Here is a 16,900-nt window from a genome sequence, read left to right on the forward strand (position 1 = left end):
TGTCGCAGTCTCCCCTTACACGCGTTCGATGATGGTGGCGGCACCCATGCCGGAGGCGACGCAGAGCGTGGCAAGACCAACACCCTTGCCGCTGCGCTCCAGCTCATCGAGCAGCGTACCGATGATGATCGCGCCCGACGCTCCGAGCGGGTGGCCCATGGCGATGGCCCCGCCATTGACGTTGAGGCGGGAGTGATCGACGTCAAAGGCCTGCATGAAGCGCAGGACAACGGCGGAAAACGCCTCGTTCACTTCGAAAAGGTCGATATCCGAAATTGCCATGCCGCTGTCTTTCAGCGCCTTTTCGGTGGCGGGCACCGGGCCGGTCAGCATGATCGTCGGATCGGTGCCGATCTTGGTGGTCTGGCGGATGCGCGCGCGGGGGGTGAGCCCCCATTTCTCGCCGAACGCCTTACTGCCCACGAGTACGCCCGCCGCCCCGTCGACGATACCGGACGAGTTACCGGCATGGTGGATGTGGTTGATCGCCTCAAGGTGCGGGTATTTCAGCTTGGCCACGGCATCAAAGCCCGGCATCACCTCGCCCATATCCTTGAAACTGGGCTTCAAGGCTCCGAGCGATTGCATGTCGGTGCCCGGGCGCATGTATTCGTCATGACCGAGGATCGAGAGGCCATTCTGATCCTTGATCTCGACAATCGAGCGGTCAAACCGGCGGTCCTCCCACGCGGCGGCGGCGCGGCGTTGCGATTCAACGGCGAGCGCGTCGGCATCGTCGCGGCTGAACCCGTATTCGGTGGCGATGATATCCGCCGAAATCCCCTGCGGCACAAAATAGCTGTCCATGGCGATGCTGGGGTCGACGGCAATCGCCGCCCCGTCGCTGCCCATGGCGACGCGGCCCATCATCTCGACCCCGCCCGCGATATAGCCGTCCCCGGCCCCCGCGCGGACCTGGTTGGCGGCAAGGTTCACGGCCTCCATTCCGCTGGCGCAGAAGCGGTTGATCGAGAGGCCGGGAATGCGCTCGTCCAGATCCGAGGCCAGCACTGCGGTACGTGCAAGGCAGCCGCCCTGCTCCATCACCTGCGTGGCATTGCCCCAGATCACATCCTCGACGGCGTGACCCTCAAGCCCGCTGCGCTCCCTGATCGCGTTGAGCATATCCGCCGAGAGCCGCGCGGCGGTTACCTCGTGCAGCGCGCCATCCTTGCGGCCCTTGCCACGCGGGCTGCGCACGGCGTCGTAGATATAGGCATCTGTCATCTCGGTCTCCTTTTTCACGCGCGGTCAGCAGGGCTGCCGGGCATCAGGTCATAGGCGTGTTTCCAGCCGGGCAGGCCCTCGATGTTCGAGAGCCACCGGTCGATCTCGGGCCAGTCCTTGCGGTCGAAACCGAAAGGCTCAGGGTAGAAGAGGTAGCCGCAGCAACTCAGATCGGCATTGGTTAGAGCCTTGCCCACGATCCAGTCACGTCCCGCCAGATGCGCGTCGAGCGCAGCATAGGCCGCCTTGAGCCGCCCCTGCATGAAGCCGATAACCTCCGCCGGGCGTTTCTCCTCGGGAAGAAAATTCATCAGGAACCGCGTCATCCCGGCCTGAGAGCTGAGCTTGTGATTGTCCCAGAACATCCAGCGCATCACCTCGCGCGCCTCCTCAGGCGTCTCTCCGCCGAATTTTCCTGTCTTCTCGGTGATATACATCTGCATGACGCCCGATTGCGTCAAGGTGACGTCGCCATCCACCAGCACCGGCACCTCGCCCATCACGTTGATGTGACGGAAATCCGCCTGCCGCGTCTCGCCGCCGAAGAAATCGACAAAGACAGGCGCCCAGTCGAGACCTGCCAGTTCCAGCGCCAACGCCGCCTTGTAGGCATTGCCGCTCTCGCCGAAGCAGTGGAGTTTGATCGTCATGGCGTGGCTCCCGGTTGCGGTGTTGGATTTGAGTATTTTTGGAAAGGTGAAGCCTGTGGGGATTCACCGAGCATTAACGTTAATGCGCTTTGATCGAAGGCGCGGGACAGGCTGGAGAGCCGATGACCGCGCAAGGTGAAGCCCTGTTCCGGTGTCTGATGCCAATCGGCCCGCGCATCGGACAGGGTGGACCTGTCCCATTCATTTTGCCCGAAATACTCCCGCCGGAGGCATCCGGCATTTGCCCTATGTGCCACCGTCCGGACCCTCACAGCGCCCTCGCGATCAGCTCTTTCATGATCTCGTTGGTGCCGCCATAGATGCGCTGCACGCGGGCATCGGCCCACATTTCGGCGATGTCGTATTCCTGCATGTAGCCATAGCCGCCATGCAGTTGCAGGCAGTCATCGAGCACCTCGCCCTGCGCATCGGTCAGCCAATACTTCGCCATCGCCGCTTTTTCGACGCTCAACTCCCCGCGCATGTGCTCACTGATACATTCATCCATGAAGGCGCGGCAGACGGCGGTCTTGGTCTGGCATTCCGCCAGCTTGAAGCGGGTGTTCTGGAATTGCAGGATCGGTCCGCCGAAGGCCTTACGCTCTTTGCAGTAGGAAATCGTGCGCTCCACCCCGCCCTCCATCGCGCCCTGCGCGCCGCAGGCGATGATCAGCCGTTCCTGCGGCAGTTGCTCCATCATCTGATAAAAGCCGCGCCCCTCCTCGCCGCCCAGGATGTTCTCGGGCGGGATCTCGACATTGTCGAAGAACAATTCCGACGTGTCGCCCGCATGCAGCCCGACCTTTTCCAGATTGCGCCCGCGTGCAAAGCCCGACGCGCCCTCGGTCTCGACCACCACGAGCGAGGTGCCTTTCGCGCCCTCCTTGGGGTCGGTCTTGGCGGCGACGATGATCAGGTCGGCATGCTGCCCGTTGGTAATGAACGTCTTTTGCCCCGACAGGCGATAGGCGTTGCCGTCGCGCACCGCACGGGTCTTGATCCCCTGCACATCCGATCCGGCGGCCGGTTCGGACATGGCGAGCGCACCGACCATCTCGCCCGAGACCATTTTCGGCAGCCAGGTCTGCTTTTGCTCCTCGCTGCCATAGGCAAGGATGTAATGCGCGACGATGCCGGAATGAATGGGGTTGCCCCAGCTTGCCAGATTGGCGCGGCTCTGCTCCAGACAGATCACTGCCTCATGTCCGAAATCACCGCCCGCGCCACCGTACTCCTCGGGGATCGAAGGGCAGAGCAAGCCCAATTCGCCCGCCTGGTTCCATGTCTCGCGGTCCATGATGCCCGCCTTGCGCCAGCGCTCGTAATGCGGGCGCCATTCATCAGTGATGAACTTGGCCGTCATCTCACCGAGCATCCGGTGCTCGTCCGTCATCCATGTCATCGCCGGGCCTCCCGTCCCTGAATGGTCAGCGTTTGCGCGCGTCGAGCTCCGAATTGAAGATCCTGAGCCGATGCGCAAACGTGTCCTCATCGATCACGCTGTCGAAATTCTCGAACAGAAATGACAGCGCCTCGCCCTCGTCGAGCCCCGCCTCCTGGCTGAATTTGCGCAACCGGCGATAACCGTCCTCGGTCATCGCGGCATTGAAGCGGCGCGTCAGGCGAAAGCGTTTCGGCATCGGTTCCTCCTCCCGTCGGGTGGGGTTCAACCCCACCCCTTTTTCAGAACGCCTCGGCGTCAAGCTCCATCACCGGTTCCGCACCGCTCTCGATGCGCGCCAGATGCAGCGCGGTCGCGGGCAGGCGGCGCTTCATGTAGAAACGGCCCGTCGCCAGCTTGGTCTTGTAGAACGCCTCATCCGTGGTGCCCGCCTCCAGCGCCGCATGGGACGCCTTGGCCATCCGCGCCCACATCAGCCCGAGGCAGACATGGCCGAAAAGGTGCATGAAGTCATAGGATCCGGCAAGTGCTGCGTTGGGGTTCTTCATGCCGTTCTGCATGAAGAACATCGCCGAGGCCTGAAGATCCTTAGACGCCGCCTTGAGTGGGTCGAGGAAGTCTTTCTTCAGCGCCTCGTCGCCCTCGTTCTCCTTGAGGAAGGTCTTGATCATCTCGAAGAAGGCCATCACGTGCTTGCCGCTGTCCTGCGCCAGCTTGCGGCCCACCAGATCGAGGGCCTGAACGCCGTTGGCGCCTTCGTAGATCATGGCGATGCGGGCGTCGCGGGTGAATTGCGACATGCCCCATTCCTCGATATAGCCATGCCCGCCGTAGACCTGCTGCGCCAGCACGGTCATGTCATAGCCTTCATCGGTGATAAAGCCCTTGATGACGGGGGTCATCAGCGAAATCAGCCCCTCTGCGGCGGCGTCCTCGCCGCGATGCGAGCGGTCGATGAGTTCCGCGCCCCAGAGCATGAAGGCGCGCGCGCCCTCGATGAACGATTTCTGATCCATCAGCGAGCGGCGGATATCGGGATGCACGATCAGCGGATCGGCGGGGCCGTCGGGGTTTTCCGTGCCGGTCACCGCGCGGCCCTGAAGCCGGTCCTTGGCATAGGCGAGCGCGTTCTGATAGGCGACCTCGGCCTGTGCCAGCCCCTGCATGCCGACGCCGATCCGGGCCTCGTTCATCATGGTGAACATGGCGCGCATGCCCTTGTGCTCTTCGCCCAAGAGCCAACCGGTGGCGCCATCATAGTTCATCACGCAGGTCGAGTTGCCGTGGATCCCCATTTTCTCTTCGATCTTGCCGCAGGTGACGCCGTTGCGGTCACCGAGGCTGCCGTCGTCCTTGACGATGAATTTCGGCACGATGAAGAGCGACACGCCCTTGATGCCCTCGGGCCCGCCCGGGATCTTGGCCAGCACCAGATGGACGATGTTGTCGGCCATGTCATGCTCGCCCGAGGAGATGAAGATCTTCTGCCCCGTCAGCAGATAGCTGCCATCATCCTGCGGTTCGGCCTTGGTCCGCATGAGGCCCAGATCGGTGCCGCAATGCGGCTCCGTGAGGTTCATGGTGCCGGTCCACTCGCAAGAGAACATCTTGGGCAGATAGGTCTCTTTCTGCTGGTCCGAGCCATGCACGAGGATCGCGGAGGCCGCGCCATGGGTCAGGCCCTGATACATGGTAAACGCCTGATTGGCGCCCGAGAACATCTCGCCCACGGCGGTGCCCAGCACGTAAGGCATGTTCTGACCGCCATACTCTTCGGGCAGATCAAGCGCGGTCCAGCCGCCTTCGCGCACCTGATCGAACGCCGCTTTGAAGCCCTTGGGCGTGCGCACCACGCCGTTTTCCAGCACGCAGCCCTCGCTATCGCCCACCGGGTTCAGTGGCGACAGGACCTCCGAGGAAATCTTGCCGGCCTCTCCCAGAACCGCGCTGGTGAACTCGCGGTCGAGTTCGGCATAGCCCGGCGTGTCCTGCTCTGACACATTCAGCACGTCATGCAGGATGAATTGCATGTCGCGGGTCGGTGCGGTGTAGCTTGGCATCTGGTTCTCTCTCCCTAAAGAATGGCCGTGCCGGTATCACTCGGCGGCGTCGCGGTTGTCCTTGAGCGAGGCCAGCATGCGCTCGCCCCATGTCATCTGTTCGCGCAACTCGGAGATTGCGGCCTCCAGCTCGTCGCGCTGCGTTTCCATCTCGGCCAGACGCGCCTTTGCCACCTCATAGGCGCGGGCGATCTGGGTGTGCTGCTGATCCCCCTTGTCGTAGAGATCGAGCAACTGGCGCAGTTCCTCGAGGCTGAACCCGAAGCGCTTACCGCGCAGGATCAGTTTCAGCCGCGCGCGGTCGCGCCGGGTGAAGAGGCGGCGCTGTCCTTGCCGAATGGGCGAGAGCAGTTCCTTGGCCTCGTAAAATCGCAGGGTGCGTGGGGTGACGTCGAACGCCTCGCACATCTGCCGGATAGTCATCACGTCATCAGTCATTGCATCGCCTCGTCGCAGAGCATCTAGCGAATATCTGCGTCGGGTGCCCTATGGTTACAACAGTCGCGCGGCTTTACGTAACCGCTACGTCACGTCACTTTCAAATTGACGTAAGATAAGGCAAGGTAAAGGGATATATCGGGACATTTTCTTGCCCCCGCGTCAGCCTAATCTCAGTCGAGATTCGCCTCGGTCTGATCGCGCAGCTGGCGCAACTCGGCCATCGCCTCGTCGATCTGGCGGCGCTGTTCGGCGAGTTCGGCAAGCTGTCGGTCGGCAAGGTCGATCCAGCTGCGCATCTGCGCGTCGGTGCCCTCATGCTCGTAGATCAACAGCCATTGGCGGATATCCTCGAGCGAAAATCCGAATTTCCGCCCCCGCAGGATCAGCGTCATACGCGCGCATTCGCGCGGCCCGTAATAGCGCGACCGCCCCTCACGCTCCGGCTGCAAAAGCTCGATATACTCGTAATACCGCAACGTTCGCGGCGTGACGTCGTATTTCGCGCACATCTCCTTGAAGGACAGTCTGTTCTCCACCATCGTCCGGCCCTCCTGCAGGGTCAGGTTAGGGCCAAGGCGCGTGCCGTGCAACCGTCGCTCTTGCAGCCGCGGCCCGTTGCGTCCCATAAAGGGCGCGAGATCGCAGCGGGGATGCCCATGGATGACGAGAAGAACCGGATCGCGCAGCAGTTCATGCAGGCGCTGCCGCATGCCCGCGCGCTTGGCCTGCGCCTCATCGGCATGGGCGAGGGTCGCGCGGAGATCGAAATGGATTATGACGACCGCCTGATCGGGGATCCGGAGACGGGGGTGATTCACGGCGGCGCGGTCTCGGCGCTGATGGATACCTGCTGCGGGGCGGCGGCAATGAGTCATCCCGCGTCGCCCGGCGGCACAGCCACCATCGACCTGCGCATCGACTACATGCGCCCGGCCACGCCGGGACAGGCGATCCGGGCCGAGGCCGAGTGCTATCACATCACCCGTTCGGTGGCCTTCGTGCGCGCCCGTGCGATGGACGACGACAGCGCCCGCCCCGTCGCCACCGCCACCGGCACCTTCACCGTGGAGGGCGGCTGATGGCGCGCGCCCGTCCCGAACCCGTGCAGGTGGTCAAGCAGCGCCGCGATGCCGCATTGAAGGCGCTGGTCGAGGGCGTGCCCTACATCCGCTTTCTCGGCGTGCAGTTCGAGCGCCGCGGCGACGAGCTGACCGCCGTGATGCCGTTTGACGAAAAGCTGATCGGCAATCCGCTGCTGCCTGCGCTGCATGGCGGGGCGACGGCCGCGTTTCTCGAAATCACCTCGATCATCGGGCTCAGTTGGGGCCATTTGTGGGAAGAGATCGAGAGCGGCAAGACCGACGTGGAAACACTGACGGAGGGCCGCCTGCCGCGCCTGCCCAAGACGATTGATTTCACCGTCGATTACCTGCGTTCGGGCCTGCCGCGCGATGCCTATGCCCGCGCGCAGGTCAACCGCTCGGGGCGTCGCTATGCCAGCGTGCATGTCGAGGCGTGGCAGGACAACCGCTCGCGCCCCTTCGCGCAGGCCACCGGCCATTTCCTGATGCCGCGCCGCGATGAGTGAGACTGCCCGCGCGGTCACCCATGCCCGCGTCCTCAAGATCGCCCTGCCGATCGTCATTTCCAACGCGACGGTGCCCATTCTGGGCGCGGTGGATACCGGCGTGGTGGGGCAGATCGGGCTCGCCGCGCCCATCGGCGCGGTCGGCATCGGCGCGGTAATCCTCACGGGGCTCTACTGGATCTTCGGCTTTCTGCGGATGGGCACCACGGGGCTGACCAGTCAGGCGCATGGGGCAGGGCAAACCGGCGAGGTTGCGGCCCTGCTCACCCGCGCGCTGATGATCGGCTTTGCCGGGGGCCTTATGGTGATCGCCCTGCAAGTCCCGATCTTCTGGGCCGCCTTCCAGATCTCCCCCGCCAGTGCCGAGGTCGAGGCTCTCGCGCGCGACTACATGGCCATTCGCGTCTGGTCCGCGCCTGCGATGATCGCGCTTTTCGGGATGACCGGCTGGCTGATTGCGCAGGAGCGCACGCGCGCGGTGCTGATGATCCAGGTGCTGATGAACGGCGTCAATATCGGGCTCGACCTGTGGTTGGTGCTATGGCTCGATATGGGCGTGACCGGCGTGGCGCAGGCCACGGTGATCGCCGAATGGGGCGGGCTGGCGCTCGGCTTCTGGTTTTGCCGCGATGCCTTCGGCGTGCCCGCCTGGCGCGACTGGCCGCGCGTCTTTGATCGCGCGCGTCTGCGCAACATGGCCATGGTGAATACCGATATCCTGCTGCGCTCGCTGATGCTGCAGATCATCTTCATCTCGTTCCTGTTTCTGGGCGCGGATTTCGGCGATGTGACGCTGGCGGCCAATCAGGTGCTACTCCAGTTCCTCAACATCACCGCCCATGCGCTCGACGGCTTTGCCTTCGCCGCCGAGGCGCTGGTGGGGCAGGCGTATGGTGCCCGCGCAGTGGCCCTGCTGCGGCGTGGGGCGCTGATGACCAGCTTTTGGGGGCTGGTGGTCTGTATCGCGCTGGCCGTCGGTTTTGCGACCTTCGGCGGCGCGATCATTGATCTCATGGCCAAAGTGCCCGAGGTGCAGGCCGAGGCGCGCAGCTATCTGATCTACATGGCCGCCGCCCCGATCCTGGGGCTTGCCGCCTATATGCTCGACGGGGTGTTCATTGGTGCCACCCGCTCGCGCGACATGCGCAACATGATGGCGCTCAGCCTCGTGGTCTATGTGGCGGCAGCGGCGGCGCTGGTGCCGTCGCTCGGCAATCACGGGCTGTGGCTGGCGCTTCTGGTCAGCTTTGTCGCGCGCGGCGTAACCCTCGGCCTGCGCTATCCTGCGCTGGAGCGTGCTGTTGGCTAGCCTAAGGCTCGGTCCTCCGCAAACTCCTGAATGCCGGACCAACATTCGAAGATCACGAAAGTTAAGTCCAGATAACAAGAATTGATCGGGCCTGCGGCGTTTCGCAAGGCGCTCTCCCTTGCAATGAAAGCGGGGATGAGGCTAAGGGATACCATGCAAATCTACCTCCCCATAGCCGAGGTTTCGGTCAACGCCTTCCTGCTTCTGGGGTTGGGCGGGCTTGTGGGTGTGCTGTCGGGCATGTTTGGGGTCGGCGGCGGCTTTTTGATGACGCCGCTGCTGTTCTTCATTGGCATCCCGCCCGCCGTCGCCGTCGCAACCGAGGCCAACCAGATCGTCGCCTCGTCGTTCTCGGGGGTTCTGGCCCATCTCAGGCGAAAGACGGTGGATCTCCGAATGGGTACGGTGCTGCTGATCGGTGGCCTCTTCGGGGCCGCCTTGGGCGTGGTGCTGTTCAACTACCTGAAATCCATGGGCCAGGTCGATCTGCTGGTCAAGCTGTGCTACGTCGTCTTCCTTGGCGTCGTCGGCGGCATGATGTTCTTCGAGAGCCTGCGCGCCATTCGCAACACCCGGCGCGGCGCAGCCCCCAAGCGCAAGAAACACGGCTGGGTGCATGGCCTGCCGTTCAAGATGCGGTTCCGCACCTCGGGCCTCTATATCTCGGTGATCCCGCCGCTTCTCGTGGGCGTCAGCGTCGGTATTCTCGCGGCGATCATGGGTGTCGGCGGCGGGTTCATCATGGTGCCTGCGATGATCTACCTCCTTGGCATGCCGACCAAGGTGGTGGTGGGAACCTCGCTCTTCCAGATCATTTTCGTCACCGCCTTTACCACCATGCTGCACGCCACAACGAACTTCACCGTGGATATCGCGCTTGCCGTGCTGTTGCTGGTGGGCGGCGTGATCGGCGCGCAGATCGGCACCTCGATCGGCACCAAGATGAAGGCCGAACAGCTGCGCATCCTGCTGGCGATGATGGTGCTGGTGGTCTGTGGCAAACTGGCGCTCGACCTGCTGTTGCAGCCGTCCGAGCTTTACTCGCTCGGCGCGGCGGGGGGGCATTGATGCTCTGGCGTCTGGCTGCCCTGCTGATCCTCGCCGCCGCGCCGTTGCGCGCCGAAGAGGTGGTGCTGGGCCTGTCCAGCGACAAGGTGGCGATCACCGCGACCTTCGACGGATCGGAAATCCTGATCTTCGGCGCGGTCAAGCGCGAGGCCCCGATCCCCGAAACGACGCTCGATGTGGTGATCACCGTCTCCGGGCCGTCATTGCCGGTGCAGGTGCGCCGCAAGGACCGGCAGTTCGGCATCTGGATCAATACTGACATGGTCGATCTCGATGCCGCGCCCAGTTTCTACGCCGTGGCCACCACCGGCCCGCTCGACAAGGTGCTGTCCAATACCGAGGATCTGCGTCACCGCATCTCGATCCCGCGCGCGATCCGCTCGGTCGGGGCCGCGAGCATGGCCCCCAATGTCGATGTCGGGAATTTCACCGATGCGCTCATTCGCATCAAGCGCGACCAGAACGCCTATCAGATGCGCGAAAGCGCGGTGGTTCTGGATGAACAGACGCTGTTCCGCACCGCGATCAGCCTGCCCGCCAACCTGACCGAAGGCGCTTATCAGACCCGCATCTTCCTGACCCGCGAGGGCCGTGTGGTATCGCAGTATCAGACCGTGATCGACGTGCGAAAGGTGGGGCTGGAACGCTGGCTCTTTACCATGTCGCGCGAACAGCCGATGCTCTACGGGCTGATGTCGCTGGCCATAGCGATTGCCGCCGGTTGGGGCGCATCCGCAGCATTCCAGATCATGCGGCGTGGCTGAGTTCGGCCCACGAGGCCCGGCTTTCAGACATGAAAAAGGCCGGGCTCCGTAGAGCCCGGCCTGAAGACGAGACTGGGGTTAAAGGGGGTTACCCTTCCCACTCGTTCATGCCTTCGAGATCTTCGCTGCTATGTGCGACCGTGGCACGCAGGGTGTCGGTCATATCATCGCCACCCTCGCGCAGCGTGACCTCCTCGAACGGAAGGGCGACCGGCTTTTCGCCAAGCCCGAGAAAGCCGCCGACATCAATGACGACCTGCGAGATGTCGCCGTTGTCGCTCAGGACGAGTTCCGAAATCTCGCCGATGCTTTCGTCGTTGGAGCCATAGACCGAGAGACCCTGCAGATCATCCGCAGTCAGCGCGTTACGCTGATCGGTGTTCAGCTCGGCCGACCCGCTGGCCTGACCGGACATGTCCGACTCGTCAGACGCGGTCTGCGTGCCCTGCTCGGAGGCGTTATTGCTGGCCTGCTCGCTGGTGGTGTCGCCAGTGCTCTCATTGCTGGCCTGTTCGCTGCTGGCGTTGCCAGTGCTCTCGTTGCTGGCCTGCTCGCTGCTGGCGTTGCCAGTGTTCTCGTTGCTGGCCTGACCGTCCATCTTGTCTTTGGACTGCTGCTTGTCGGACTCGTCGCTCCAGAAGCTGTTGCCGCTATCGCGTTCGCTTTGCTCATCGACCTCGTCACGGTCTTCAAGCGCGCTGCGGTCGCCAGTGAACACGACATAGAAATGCTGCGCGGCTCCCGATTCGGATTCGGCGTTGTCACCACCTTCGGACGAGACGAACTTCAACTCATTCATACTGGTGCTGACATGCTTCTCACCGATCCCGAGAAAGCCACCGGCGTCAAGCGTCACGGAGTCGATACCGCCATCCTTCGTGAGGATGAGGTCACCGATTTCGCCCACACGCTCCCAGTTGTCAGCAGGTTGGCTCACGCTGTCGGCGATCTCTTCATCCGACGCGTCTTCACTGCGGATATAGACCGGCTCGCCGATCATGTCGGCGGCGTGGATGGTCTTGTCGCCGACCTTGGCGCTTGCGTTGGATTTCGCGGCCTTGTCAGACTGGCTTTGGGACATTTCGGCGGACTCACTCGCCTTCATGTCGCTTTCCTTGTCCGCGTTCGTGTCGGCCATAACCGGCGCTGCTGCGAGGGCCACGATGGCTGTGGTTGCGAGAAAACGTTTCATGGTCATACTCCTTCCGAGTTGTATTCCGTCGGCGCCAATGCATTCCGGCGCCTCGGGATCACAACCCTCGGGGTGCGTCGGTTGTTTCATCCGCAGCCAAAAATTTTCCATATTTTTCGCGGGAACCAGACCGACACCTGTTGCGTTTCACAAGGGCGCGAGTGACGCGGGCGCGCCCGTTCAGAGACGTCCTGCCGACAGGACGCGCGGGCAAGCGGAACACGGAAAAGGAGACCACATGCTGGAAGTGACAGGAATTGGCGGGATCATCCTATTGATCCTCGACGTCTGGGCGATCGTATCCGTGATCGGATCGGCCGAAAGCACCGGCAAGAAGGTGCTCTGGGTCCTGCTGGTCCTTCTGCTGCCGCTTCTGGGCTTCCTCATCTGGCTCATCGCCGGGCCGCGCTCGGTCTAGGGCACCGCCATGAGTGACGCAGCGACCGAAACACGCGACGCGACACGCCCCCGGGATTTGAGCGGGCGCGCCTGGTGGCGTGTCCTGCGCCGGGTCATGGGCGAATCCGACAGCCGCAATCTGGGTCTGATCTCTGCGGGCGTGGCATTCTATACCATGCTGTCGATCTTTCCCGCGATTGCCGCGCTGATCGCGATCTGGGGGATCGTCGCCGATCCGCAGACCATCGCCAGCCAGCTTGGCATGGCGCAGCAACTCCTGCCCGAAGCCGCCTATGGCATCGTCGAGGGTCAGATCGATGCGCTGATCCGCTCGAACGACTCGACGCTGCAACTGACCAGCATCATCTCGCTTCTGCTGGCGGTCTGGACCGCGCGCAATGGCGTGGCGGCCCTCATACGCGGGCTCAATGCCGTCTACCGCGAAGAGCACCGCCGCAACCCGCTCTGGCGCTACCTCGTGGCCATCGGGCTCACGCTGTTGCTGATCGGGGTGGCGATCATTGCCTTTGCCGCCGTCATTCTGGTGCCGATCGTGCTCTCGGTGATGGTGCTGCCGTTCGGGGTGGAGGCACTGATCAGCGCGCTGAAATGGGTGATCCTGCTGGGCGTGGTGCTGTTTTCCATCGGGTTGCTCTATCGGCACGGGCCGAACCGGCGCGGCGCGCGGGTGGCCTGGATCAGCCCGGGTGCTCTGTTCTCGCTTGTCACCTGGGCGGCGGGCTCGGTCGCGTTTTCGATCTACCTGCGCAATTTCGGCTCCCTGAACGAGGTCTACGGCTCGATCGGGGCGGTAATCGCGTTGCTCCTGTGGTTCTATCTTAGCGCCTATGTCGTGCTTCTCGGGGCGCTGCTCAATGCCGAGATCGAGCTTGAGACGGGGTGCGATACCACGATCGGCGCGCCCCGGCCCGCCGGTGAGCGACAGGCCGTCGTCGCCGATCACATCGCCGACAGCGATGGTGAATTGCATCCAGTACCAGACCGCGCACCGCATGCCCAGAAGCACTGAGGTCGTCAAACAAACCTGAGAATTGGGAACTTTTCCCGCCCCAAGCGGTTGGTTGACTGAAGCCAGCGCCACATACGCTGGTTTGTCCAGGTTCATCCCTGTCCCCATTCCCGATGAGCCTGGGCCACCCGCCGATACCATCGGGTGCCTGGCCCCCGTCCCCAGCAGGGCGGGGGCTTTTTCAAAACAGGGTCGACCCGCCCGCGCGAGAAATGAGTTCTGGACGTGCAGGAGGCAAACAACACGTTGTAGCGAGATCATGGAAAAAACATCGCAAACCAAACCAGACGCCGACCCGGAGCCCGCCAGCGCAGCGAGCGTCGAAAAATTCGATGTGCTGGTCACCGCCGAAGAGGCATACCCTGCGTTCGAGCGGGCCTTTCTGACGGCCAAATCCGAGATCATCGCCAGTTTCCGTGTCATCGACCTTTCCACGCGACTGCGCTCGCCCGAGGCGCTCAAGATCGGCACCACCTGGATGGACCTTATGATCCACACGCTCGATCGCGGTGTCGCGGTGCGTCTGGTGACCTCCGACTTCGATCCAGTGGCTGCGCCGGAACTGCACCAGCTGGCCTGGCGCACGCTGCGCCAGATCGCAGCGGTGCGCGAACTGACACGCGATTGCGGGCGGCTCGACTTCACCCTCGCGCTGCATGATGCGCGGACCGGATTGGTGCCGCGGCTGATCCTCTATCCCCTCGTGCGCCACAAGATGAACCAACTGGCCCGGACCTGGCACGAGATGAGTGATCCGGAACGCCAGCGCTTCAGGGTCGAAACCCCCCGCTTGCAGAAAATCTGTTACGAGAATGGTGACGGCAAACTTTGCTTTCCGCTCCGCCCGGTTGATCTCTTTCCGGCAACGCATCACCAGAAGATGGCCGTTTTCGACCGCGAGACGCTGTATATCGGCGGGCTCGACCTGAACGAGCGGCGCTACGATACCAAGCGTCACCGCCGCGCCGCCGAACGCACGTGGCATGACATACAGGCCATTGCAACGGGGCCCGTGGCCCAGGCCGCTCAGGCCCATCTGGAGAGTTTCCTCGACAGTGTCGCGGGGCGCGCAGCGCCGCCTCCCGCCGCGCCCGGTTTTCTGCGCACCTTGTCGCGCCGCCGTCGCGGGATGCCGCTCCGCCTTGCGCCCCGAACCGTGTTGCGCGAAATCGAGACCCGCCATATCGAGGCGATCGGCCGGGCGCGCCACCTGATCTACCTGGAGACGCAGTTTCTGCGACATATGCCTTTGGCGCGCGCGCTTGCGCGGCGCGCCCGCGAATGTCCCGGTCTGCGACTGATCGTGATCCTGCCCGCCGCCCCCGAGGACGCCGCCTTTGACAGCAATCAGGGTCTCGATCTGCGCTACGGCGAATACCAGCAGGTGCGCTGCCTGACGCGGTTGCAACGCGCGTTCGGCTCGGATCGGTTTCTGGTGGCCTCGCCGGTGCAGCCGCGTAAGACTGAGAGCGAAGGGCGCGACGCGCTGGAAAACGCGCCGCTGGTCTACGTGCATTCCAAGGTTTCGATCTTTGATGATTTCGGGGCGATCTTGTCCTCGGCCAATCTCAACGGTCGCAGCATGCGCTGGGATAGCGAGGCCGGGATCTACCTCGATCAGACCGCCCATGTCGAGGAGTTGCGCCGTCGCGTGATGGGGCACTGGCTGCCGCCGCAATCAGATGCCGCCTATCTTGATCCGCAAGCTGCGTTTGGGCACTGGCAGCGCCTTGTGGAGAGCAATAGCGCGTTGCCGCCCAGCAAGCGGCAGGGCTTTCTGGTGCGCTACGATTCGGACGTGGCACGTGATATCGCCGCGCCGATCCCGGGCATGCCGGACGAGGTCGTCTGAACGATCAGGCGCTGTCGTCTGCGGTGCCCTGCGACATCGCGGTTTCAGCACCGATCTCGCTGTCGACCTCGAAGATGTCCAGCATCACCAAGACCATCACCAGAACCGGGATCGCGACGATCCCGCCGATCGGCCCCCAGATCCACAGCCAGATCACCAGCGACACGAAGATCAGCAGCGGGTTGACCGAGATGTGCCTGCCTACCATCGAGGGCGTGACAAACTGCGCCTCGATCATGTTGAGCATCAGAAAGATCGCCGCCGGTGCAAGGATCATCAGCCCGTCAAACACGATCAGACCCGCAAGCAACAGCGCCCCCACCACGACCATCGGCCCGGCATAGAGTATGAAATTCAACAGCGCGGCCCCCATCCCCCAGATGATCGGCGCGGGCATGCCGATCAGGGCAAGCGCCGTGCCGAGCGCAATGCCAAGCCCGGCATTGACGATCGAGATCGTCAGGAAATAGCGCGCCACCAGCCGCTCGGCGGTGGCAAAGCGGCGCTGAATGATCGCAGTGTCCCGCGAGGTGCCGATCCAATGCGCCAGCCATTGATAGATGCCCTTGCGCGTGAGCAGAAAGAAGAACAGCGTCCCGCCGAAGATCAGCACCTGCGCCAGCACCACCGGGGCAAGAAACAGCGTGCTGGTGAGGGTCGGCATCGGGTCGGGCCCGCTCTCTTCGCTGCCATCACTCGGAGATTGCGTGCCGAGCGCCTCCTCGACCTCGCGGTTGACCGCGTCGAGCCCCCGGACGAGGCCGCGAAATTCGCCGATGATGGCGCGCAGTTCCCATTTGATGGTCGGCAGATGCTCGACAACGCGCCAGATCAGCGGCTCCACCAGTATCCCCATCACGGCGATCACGGAGACCCCGAGGACAAGCATGATCGCCGAGGCCAGCCCGGCAGGCAGCCCCCACCGCTCGAAGACATCCGTCATCGGTGCGAGGATGACGCCGGTCACGACCCCCAGAACCATGGGCGCGAAAATGTCGGCACCGAGTTTCAACGTCCCGAAGCCGAGCGTCACTGCGATCACGATGACGGCCACCCGCACGATCGGATCACCAGTGGAATGAGGACTGAGCATGCAAAGCCAACGCGCGCCGCGCGGGAATGTTCCCTGCCTTTTTGCGCGGAACAAAGCGCCGCTTGGCCGCGTTGCCCCGACAGACCATCGCAACCGAAAGGAGTGCGTCATGAACTGGGAACAAATCCAAGGCAAATGGAACAAACTCAAGGGCAATGCCCGCGTCGAATGGGCAAAATTGAGCGATCAGGACCTGGAGCGCGTCGCGGGCGAGCGCGAAAAGCTCGTGGGCCTCATTCAGGAGAAATACGGCCGCACCAAGAAGGAGGCCGAAGAAGAGATTGACGACTGGTGCCGGAGAGTGTCGTGATGACCGATCAAACCGACCTCAAGCAAGACCTCTGGAAACGGCTGGACGATCAAACCGCCGGCATGATGGGCATCGAGGGGGCAGGGCTGCACATGCGGCCGATGACCCCCCATGCCGATGCGGCGCGCAACACGGTCTGGTTTCTGTGTGCCTCGGACAATCAGCTGGCGCAGACCGGGGCCGAGAGCGGTCGCGCCTATTTCACGATCCAGAGCCCGGATGAACGCTTTTACGCCTGCCTCAGCGGCCCCATCACGGTGAGCCGTGATCGCGACAAGCTCAACGAGCTTTGGAGTGTCTTTGCCTCCGCCTTCTTCGAGGGTGGGCCGGAAGATTCGAGCGCCGTGCTGCTGGAGTTGACGCCGGAAGAGGCGGAAATCTGGACGGTTGAGGCAAGCGGCACGCAATTCGCCGCTGAAATCGCCCGCGCGGCCTTCGGGGCCAAGTCTCGGCCCGATCTTGGCACGCATGACGTGGTGACCCTGCCCTGAGAGGTTTCACGCGCTGAGCGCACG

Annotated in this window: 19 protein-coding genes; 10 read left to right on the plus strand and 9 right to left on the minus strand. The window is 63.3% G+C overall.

Features of this window, described 5'->3' with window-relative positions; translation table 11 throughout:
* Positions 1-15: 15 nt before the first annotated feature.
* From BMX04_RS06205 to BMX04_RS06235, 7 genes are all read right to left on the minus strand, one after another.
* Positions 16-1,227: an acetyl-CoA C-acetyltransferase gene (locus tag BMX04_RS06205; RefSeq protein WP_074785475.1), complete on the minus strand. Its 1,212-nt coding sequence runs from the start codon at positions 1,225-1,227 to the stop codon at positions 16-18.
* A 14-nt stretch (positions 1,228-1,241) separates the two neighbouring features.
* Positions 1,242-1,877 carry a glutathione S-transferase family protein gene (locus BMX04_RS06210; protein WP_074785476.1) on the minus strand — a complete coding sequence of 212 codons (636 nt, stop codon included), beginning with the start codon at positions 1,875-1,877 and terminating at the stop codon, positions 1,242-1,244.
* Positions 1,878-2,145: 268 nt separating this feature from the next.
* Positions 2,146-3,279, minus strand: a complete 1,134-nt coding sequence (locus BMX04_RS06215) for an acyl-CoA dehydrogenase family protein (protein ID WP_074785477.1) — start codon at positions 3,277-3,279, stop codon at positions 2,146-2,148.
* A gap of 25 nt (positions 3,280-3,304) precedes the next feature.
* Positions 3,305-3,517, minus strand: coding sequence for a hypothetical protein (locus tag BMX04_RS06220; protein WP_050663187.1), 213 nt, complete (start codon positions 3,515-3,517; stop codon positions 3,305-3,307).
* Positions 3,518-3,560: 43 nt separating this feature from the next.
* On the minus strand, positions 3,561-5,339 hold the full coding sequence (locus BMX04_RS06225) for an acyl-CoA dehydrogenase C-terminal domain-containing protein (RefSeq protein WP_074785478.1): 1,779 nt from the start codon (positions 5,337-5,339) through the stop codon (positions 3,561-3,563).
* A 36-nt stretch (positions 5,340-5,375) separates the two neighbouring features.
* The gene (locus BMX04_RS06230) at positions 5,376-5,777 is read right to left on the minus strand and encodes a MerR family transcriptional regulator (RefSeq protein WP_050663189.1); all 402 of its coding nucleotides are present in this window, start codon (positions 5,775-5,777) and stop codon (positions 5,376-5,378) included.
* A 173-nt stretch (positions 5,778-5,950) separates the two neighbouring features.
* Positions 5,951-6,319: a MerR family transcriptional regulator gene (locus tag BMX04_RS06235; RefSeq protein ID WP_074785479.1), complete on the minus strand. Its 369-nt coding sequence runs from the start codon at positions 6,317-6,319 to the stop codon at positions 5,951-5,953.
* A gap of 117 nt (positions 6,320-6,436) precedes the next feature.
* Between BMX04_RS06235 and BMX04_RS06240 the strand changes: the two genes are divergently transcribed.
* The 5 genes from BMX04_RS06240 to BMX04_RS06260 all read left to right on the plus strand — a co-directional run bounded on the left by BMX04_RS06240 (position 6,437) and on the right by BMX04_RS06260 (position 10,509).
* Positions 6,437-6,859: a PaaI family thioesterase gene (locus tag BMX04_RS06240; protein WP_050663190.1), complete on the plus strand. Its 423-nt coding sequence runs from the start codon at positions 6,437-6,439 to the stop codon at positions 6,857-6,859.
* A complete protein-coding gene (locus BMX04_RS06245) occupies positions 6,859-7,368 on the plus strand; it encodes a PaaI family thioesterase (protein ID WP_074785480.1) in 510 nt (169 codons plus the stop codon). Before BMX04_RS06240 ends, BMX04_RS06245 begins: the two co-directional genes overlap by 1 nt.
* On the plus strand, positions 7,361-8,677 hold the full coding sequence (locus tag BMX04_RS06250) for an MATE family efflux transporter (RefSeq protein ID WP_074785481.1): 1,317 nt from the start codon (positions 7,361-7,363) through the stop codon (positions 8,675-8,677). Before BMX04_RS06245 ends, BMX04_RS06250 begins: the two co-directional genes overlap by 8 nt.
* Before the next feature lie 153 nt (positions 8,678-8,830).
* On the plus strand, positions 8,831-9,745 hold the full coding sequence (locus tag BMX04_RS06255) for a sulfite exporter TauE/SafE family protein (RefSeq protein ID WP_074785482.1): 915 nt from the start codon (positions 8,831-8,833) through the stop codon (positions 9,743-9,745).
* Positions 9,745-10,509 (plus strand): TIGR02186 family protein, encoded by a 765-nt coding sequence (locus BMX04_RS06260; protein ID WP_050663194.1) that lies wholly within the window; start codon positions 9,745-9,747, stop codon positions 10,507-10,509. The genes BMX04_RS06255 and BMX04_RS06260 overlap by 1 nt, the downstream gene beginning before the upstream one ends.
* An 88-nt stretch (positions 10,510-10,597) precedes the next feature.
* On the opposite strand, the gene BMX04_RS06265 is transcribed toward BMX04_RS06260, so the two are convergent.
* Positions 10,598-11,701: a PRC-barrel domain-containing protein gene (locus BMX04_RS06265; RefSeq protein WP_074785483.1), complete on the minus strand. Its 1,104-nt coding sequence runs from the start codon at positions 11,699-11,701 to the stop codon at positions 10,598-10,600.
* Positions 11,702-11,939: 238 nt separating this feature from the next.
* On the opposite strand from BMX04_RS06265, the gene BMX04_RS06270 reads away from it, so the two are divergent.
* The 3 genes from BMX04_RS06270 (at position 11,940) to BMX04_RS06280 (ending at position 14,982) form a co-directional block, all read left to right on the plus strand.
* Positions 11,940-12,119 (plus strand): PLDc N-terminal domain-containing protein, encoded by a 180-nt coding sequence (locus BMX04_RS06270; protein ID WP_050663196.1) that lies wholly within the window; start codon positions 11,940-11,942, stop codon positions 12,117-12,119.
* A gap of 9 nt (positions 12,120-12,128) precedes the next feature.
* Positions 12,129-13,130 carry a YihY/virulence factor BrkB family protein gene (locus tag BMX04_RS06275; RefSeq protein WP_074785484.1) on the plus strand — a complete coding sequence of 334 codons (1,002 nt, stop codon included), beginning with the start codon at positions 12,129-12,131 and terminating at the stop codon, positions 13,128-13,130.
* Between the two features lie 259 nt (positions 13,131-13,389).
* Positions 13,390-14,982 (plus strand): phospholipase D family protein, encoded by a 1,593-nt coding sequence (locus tag BMX04_RS06280; RefSeq protein WP_083398106.1) that lies wholly within the window; start codon positions 13,390-13,392, stop codon positions 14,980-14,982.
* A gap of 4 nt (positions 14,983-14,986) precedes the next feature.
* On the opposite strand, the gene BMX04_RS06285 is transcribed toward BMX04_RS06280, so the two are convergent.
* Positions 14,987-16,075, minus strand: coding sequence for an AI-2E family transporter (locus BMX04_RS06285; RefSeq protein WP_074785485.1), 1,089 nt, complete (start codon positions 16,073-16,075; stop codon positions 14,987-14,989).
* A 109-nt stretch (positions 16,076-16,184) separates the two neighbouring features.
* Between BMX04_RS06285 and BMX04_RS06290 the strand changes: the two genes are divergently transcribed.
* Complete coding sequence (locus tag BMX04_RS06290) at positions 16,185-16,385, plus strand: CsbD family protein (protein WP_050663227.1); 201 nt, start codon at positions 16,185-16,187, stop codon at positions 16,383-16,385.
* Positions 16,385-16,876 carry a pyridoxamine 5'-phosphate oxidase family protein gene (locus BMX04_RS06295; protein WP_074785486.1) on the plus strand — a complete coding sequence of 164 codons (492 nt, stop codon included), beginning with the start codon at positions 16,385-16,387 and terminating at the stop codon, positions 16,874-16,876. The genes BMX04_RS06290 and BMX04_RS06295 overlap by 1 nt, the downstream gene beginning before the upstream one ends.
* The last annotated feature ends 24 nt before the right edge of the window (positions 16,877-16,900 follow it).

It is taken from the genome of Roseovarius tolerans, assembly GCF_900109855.1.
Classification (GTDB): Bacteria; Pseudomonadota; Alphaproteobacteria; order Rhodobacterales; family Rhodobacteraceae; genus Roseovarius; species Roseovarius tolerans.